Source organism: Mesorhizobium sp. (assembly GCF_017306585.1).
Classification (GTDB): Bacteria; Pseudomonadota; Alphaproteobacteria; order Rhizobiales; family Rhizobiaceae; genus Mesorhizobium.
Map to the genome: position 1 here is coordinate 1 of NZ_JAFKIC010000088.1, position 5529 is coordinate 5529.

Sequence of the window (5529 nt, forward strand, 5' to 3'; positions counted from 1 at the left end):
CATCGAGGCCTCGATCATCGAGCCCGAGGTGCGGCGGAAGCGGGCGACCGCATTGTTGTAGACGACGACCACGCAGAAGGTGGCGTGGCCGAGCACGATCGTCCAGAACGAGAACGGGATGTCGGCGAGCGCGAAGGCCGAGCGCAGCGCGATGCCGGTGATGATGCCGGGCAGCGCGATCGGCAGGATAACTAGCAACGAAATCGTTTCGCGGCCGAAGAAGCGCGTCTGCGAAACGGCTGCGGCGCACAGCGTTCCCAGCACCAGCGCGATCGCTGTCGAGATGGCGGCGACGCGCACCGAGAGCGACAGCGCCGACCAGACATCGGGCCGGTTCCAGGTGACGGCGAACCATTGCATGGTCAGCCCCGGCGGCGGCCAGACGAAGCTCTTCTCCTCCGTCGTGAAGGCGTAGACGAAGATCAACAGGATCGGCAGATGCAGGAAGAGCAAGCCGCAGGCGGCGGCGATCTTCAAGCCGAGCGGAGCGGATTGGCCACGGTCAGAGCGCATCGAAAGCCCCCATGCGCTTGGCGCCCCAGAGGTAGAAACCCATGATGACGATGGGCACCACGGTGAAGGCGGCGGCGAGCGGAATGTTGCCGGCCGTGCCCTGCTGCGAATAGACGGCCTGGCCGATAAACAGCCGCGAGGTGCCGATGATGGCGGGGATGATGTAATCGCCGAGCGTCAGCGAGAAGGTGAAGATCGAACCGGCGACGATGCCGGGCAGCGCCAGCGGAAACAACACGTTGCGGAAGGTCTGCCCCGGCGAGGCGCCGAGATCGGACGAGGCCTCGACCAGATTGCCGGGCACGCGTTCGAGCGCCGCCTGCACCGGCAGGATCATGAAGGGCAGCCAGACATAGACGAAGACGATGAAGGTGCCGGTGAACGAGACCGACAGCGAGTTGCCGCCGACGATCGGCAGCGAAAGCCAGGTATCGAGCAGCCAGGACAGGCCGAGCTTGCCGAACAGCCAGGTAAGAATACCCTCCTTGGCCAGGATCAGCTTCCAGGCATAGACCTTGACCAGGTAGCTCGACCACAACGGCAGCATGACGCCGAGGTAGAACAGCGCCTTCCAACGCCCCTTCGCATAAAGCGCGGCGTAGTAGGCGATGGGGAAAGCGACGATCGCCGAGGCCAGCGTGACCAGCGCCGCCATCGTCACCGTGCGCAGGATGATGTCGAGATTGGCGGGCTGGAACAGGTCGCCATAGGTCTTCAGCGTGATCTGGCGGTTGATGAGGCCGGAGAACTCGTCGATGGAGAAAAAGCTCTGCGCCAGCAACGCGAAAAGCGAACCGATATAGACGATGCCGAGCCACAGCACCGGCGGCAGCAGCATCAACAGCAAAAGCAGTTTCGGCCGGCGCCAGAAGAGGTCGGACAGCGCCCCGCGCATGCCGCCGCTGCCGGGCAGGATGGCGGGGGCCGGGGTGGATTGAACCGCGGCTGATGTCATGGGGCCACCGCGTCTTGAACGGGATTACGGAAGAGGCCGAGATCCGTCGCCCCCCTCTCTGTCCTGCCGGACATCTCCCCCTCAAGGGGGGAGATCAGCAGTTTCTCTGCCTTGCCAATTCTGCCGCATTGGAGATTGGCGAAACCCGAAGGGACAGCCAATCTCCCCCCTTGAGGGGGAGATGTCCGGCAGGACAGAGAGGGGGGCCTCGCGCTAGCCTTCATCATGCCGGCTCATCCATCAGATGCAGGCTCTCGCGATTGAAGGTCAGCATCACCGCCTCGCCTTCCGCAGGCAGCGTGGTCCCCGCCGGCACCACCGCATGCAGCCTCAACCCGTCGGCATCGAGCGCCAGCCTTGTCGTGGCGCCGAGATAGTTGGTGCCAACGACGCGCGCGACGACGCCGTCGCCGCTGGCGGCATTTGCGACGCGGATCGATTCAGGGCGCAGGCTGCCCCAGCGGCGCTGGCCGGAATAGCGCTGGACGAAATCCGGCGGCAGCACGTTGGAGGAACCGACGAAGTCGGCGACAAAGCGCGTGGCGGGGCGCTGGTAGATATCCTCCGGCGTGCCGATCTGCATGATCCTGCCGTCGTTGAACACCGCGACGCGGTCGGCCATCGACAGCGCCTCGCCCTGGTCGTGGGTGACGAAGACGAAGGTGATGCCGAGCGCTTTCTGCAACGACTTCAGCTCTTCCTGCATGTTTTCGCGCAGCTTGAGATCGAGCGCGCCGAGCGGTTCGTCGAGCAGCAGCACCTTTGGCTGGTTGACCAGCGCCCGGGCGAGCGCGACGCGCTGACGTTGGCCACCGGAAAGCTGGCCGGGGCGGCGCGCGCCGTAGCCCGGCAGCCTGACCAGCGCCAAGGCCTCCTCGGCCGCCTTGTGCCGCTCTGCCTTGCCGACGCCCTTGACCATCAGCCCGTAGGCAACATTGTCGAGCACGTTGAGATGCGGGAACAGCGCGTAGTCCTGGAAGACGGTGTTGACGTTGCGGCGATACGGCGGCACGCCCTCGGCCCGCTCGCCAAAGATAGAGATCGACCCCGCCGTCGGCTGCTCGAAACCGGCGATCAGGCGCAGGCAGGTGGTCTTGCCGGACCCCGAGGGACCGAGCATGGCGAAGAACTCGCCGGGCGCGATGTCGAGATCGACCGCATCGACGGCGCGCACGCTGCCGAAATGGCGCGAGACTTGTTTGAAGGAAACGGCAGAGGTCATGGGTTGTCCTGATCTGTCAGGCTTTTCAAAATTTCAGGCGTAAGTGCTGCCCCTCATCCGCCTGCCGGCACCTTCTCCCCGTATAGTGACGGGGAGAAGGGAAGCGCACCAACGCTGGCGATCTCCCTCTCCCCGTTCTTCACGGGGAGAGGGTAAGGGTGAGGGGCAGTGCTAACCTTTGGAGTTTAGCGGCCGCCGATAACGCCAATATAGTCCGATACCCAGCGGTAATAGGGCACGCACTGGTCGTTCTGGGTGGCGCATTTGGTCACCGGCGTTTTCCAGAACTTGATCTTGTCGAAATTGTCGTAGCCGTTGGTCTTGCAGCCTTCCTCGCCGAGCAGTTCGTTGCCCTTGCAGGCCGCGGGCACCACCGGCAGCGAGCCGAACCAGGCCGAGACGTCGCCCTGGACCTTCGGCGCCAGCGAATGTTCGAGCCACATATAGGCGCAGTTCGGATGCGCGGCGTCGGCTTCCATCATGGTGGTGTCGGCCCAGCCGGTGACGCCTTCCTCCGGCACGGTCGAGGCGACCGGCTTCTTGGCGGCGACAAGCGTGTTGACCTGGAACGGCCAGGACCCGGAGGCGACGACGCCTTCGTTCTGGAAGTCGTCGACCTGGATGGCGGCGTCGTGCCAGTAACGGCCGACCAGCGTGCGCTGGACGCGCAGCAGCGCCAATGCCGCCTTGTACTGGTCTTCGTTCAATTCGTAGGGATCCTTGATACCCAGTTCCGGCTTGTGGAACATCAGGTAGTTGGCGGCGTCGGCGATATGGATCGGGCCGTCATAGGCCTGGACGCGGCCCTTGTTGGACTTGCCGTCCGGCAGGTTCATCTCCTCGAAGACGACGTTCCAGCTCTTGGGCGCTTCCTTGAACACCTCGGTGTTGTACATCAGGATATTGGGGCCCCACTGATAGGGGACGCCGTAATGCACCTTGTCGACGGTGAACCAGGGCGCATCCTTCAGGCGGTCGTCGACATTCTTCCAGCTCGGGATCAGATCGGTGTTGATAGGCTGCACGCGCTTGCCGGCGACAAGGCGCAAGGAAGCGTCGCCCGAAGCGGTGACGAGGTCGAAGCCGCCCTCGTTCATCAGCGAGACCATCTCGTCGGAGGTGTTGGCGGTCTTGACGTTGACCTTGCAGCCGCTCTCCTTCTCGAAGGCGGTGACCCAGTCATAGCCCTTGTCGGTCTCGCCGCGCTCGATATAGCCGGGCCAGGCAACGATGTTGACCTGGCCTTCGCCCTTGCCGAGTTCCTTGACCTGGGCGATGGCCTGACCGGAAAAGGTCAGCGCGACCGTCAGCGCAGTGCATGACTTCAGGAATGAATTCATCATCGATCTCCCATTTTGGCGCGTGGTCCGAACCGGTTCGGAGGTCATGCGCGGACTGAAAAACTGTCGGTTCGTCCTGTGGACCCGATGCCGCTCTGATGGCGGCTTTGGTCCCTGAAGTGGAAGGTGCTTGGAAAAATCCGGTTTCGCAAATTCATTTATCAGAAAGTCGATATCGGTTTTTCCGATATATACATCCGCCTGATCACGGACGCTGCCGCACCGTCCGCTGCGACTGGGCAAGCCCGATGAAGTCGCGCGCGGCCTGCGGCAGGCCGGAGCCGCGCCGCCAGACCATGCCGACCTGGACCACGGGCAAGGAGCCTGAAATGTCGCGCGATTCAATGCGGTCGCCTTCCAGCGACCAGGGCCGGTAGACGAGATCGGGCAGCAGCGCGACGCCAGCCCCGGTGGCGACGAGGCTGCGCACCGCCTCCACCGAGCGGGTGCGGAAGGCGACATGCGGCCTGGCGCCGATCGCCGTCAGCAGCTTGCCGGTGTTTTCCTCGATTTCGTCGACGGTCAGCATGATCAGCGGCTCGGAGGCGATGTCGCCGATGCCGATGATGTCGGCGCTGGCCAGTGGATGGCCGAGCGGCAGCCACAGGCGATAGGCCGAGACCTCGAGGATTTCGGATTGCAGCGCGGTGCGATCCCGCAAATTGGAAGTGACCATGACGGCGATGTCGAGCTTGCCGCCGATCAGGAGATGCTCGAGATAGTCCCCATTGTCCTCGATGGCGGAGACGTCAACGCCCGGATAGGCGCGGCGGTAGCGGGCAAGCAGGTCCGACAGCACATAGCCGGCGACCAGCGAGGTCACGCCGAGCTGCAACCGGCCACCGGCCACGGCCTGCTCGCCGGAGAAGGAGCGGCGGGCGTCGGACACATCGGCCAGGATCTTGGTCGCGTGGCGCAGGAACTGATGCCCCTTGTGGGTGATGTTGAGGCCGCGCGGATGGCGCTCGAACAGCTCGACGCCGAGATCGCTTTCCAGTTCCTTGATCGCTTCGGTGACCGACGATTGCGAGATGGAGAGGTTCTGCGCGGCGCCCGACACAGTGCCTTGCTCAGCCACGGCGACGAAGAACTGCAACTGGCGGATGGTGAAGGCCATGGCCGGACTAAACACCGCCGCGAAACGGAAGGAAAGCCGGCGGCCGCGCTTATCCCGCCGCTGAATGCCGGCTCAGCCGAACACCAGCCTGATGCGCCGCCGCCACGTGCCGCCATAGCGCAATACGAGCATGAAGACCGTTTCCAGAGCGACGACGATGAGGATGATGCGGAACCCCACCCTGTAATAATCCTGGCCACGACCATGCAGGAGATAGCCGGTCAGAAGAAAGCACGTATTCCAGATGGTGGCGCCGAGCAGTGTCGCAAGGGCGAAAGGCAGGGCCGGCAGGCAAAGCGCCCCCGCGGCGATCGGCAGATAATTGCGCACTGTCGGGATGAACTGCGCCAGCAGGGACACCCGGACATGATTGCGGCGATAG

4 protein-coding genes and 2 pseudogenes are annotated in these 5529 nt (G+C 64.0%); all 6 read right to left on the minus strand.

The window, feature by feature from the left end; translation table 11 throughout:
• Nucleotides 1–513, minus strand: a pseudogene (locus J0I79_RS03100) (ABC transporter permease); the annotation flags it as partial.
• Nucleotides 503–1468: an ABC transporter permease gene (locus J0I79_RS03105; protein ID WP_292855263.1), complete on the minus strand. Its 966-nt coding sequence runs from the start codon at nucleotides 1466–1468 to the stop codon at nucleotides 503–505. The gene J0I79_RS03105 and the pseudogene J0I79_RS03100, both read right to left, overlap by 11 nt.
• A 223-nt stretch (nucleotides 1469–1691) precedes the next feature.
• On the minus strand, nucleotides 1692–2690 hold the full coding sequence (locus tag J0I79_RS03110) for an ABC transporter ATP-binding protein (RefSeq protein ID WP_292855264.1): 999 nt from the start codon (nucleotides 2688–2690) through the stop codon (nucleotides 1692–1694).
• A gap of 185 nt (nucleotides 2691–2875) precedes the next feature.
• Nucleotides 2876–4030, minus strand: coding sequence for an ABC transporter substrate-binding protein (locus J0I79_RS03115; RefSeq protein ID WP_292855265.1), 1155 nt, complete (start codon nucleotides 4028–4030; stop codon nucleotides 2876–2878).
• A gap of 205 nt (nucleotides 4031–4235) precedes the next feature.
• Nucleotides 4236–5147, minus strand: a complete 912-nt coding sequence (locus tag J0I79_RS03120; RefSeq protein ID WP_292855266.1) for a LysR substrate-binding domain-containing protein — start codon at nucleotides 5145–5147, stop codon at nucleotides 4236–4238.
• Nucleotides 5148–5219: 72 nt separating this feature from the next.
• Nucleotides 5220–5529: pseudogene (locus J0I79_RS03125) on the minus strand (VTT domain-containing protein); the annotation flags it as partial.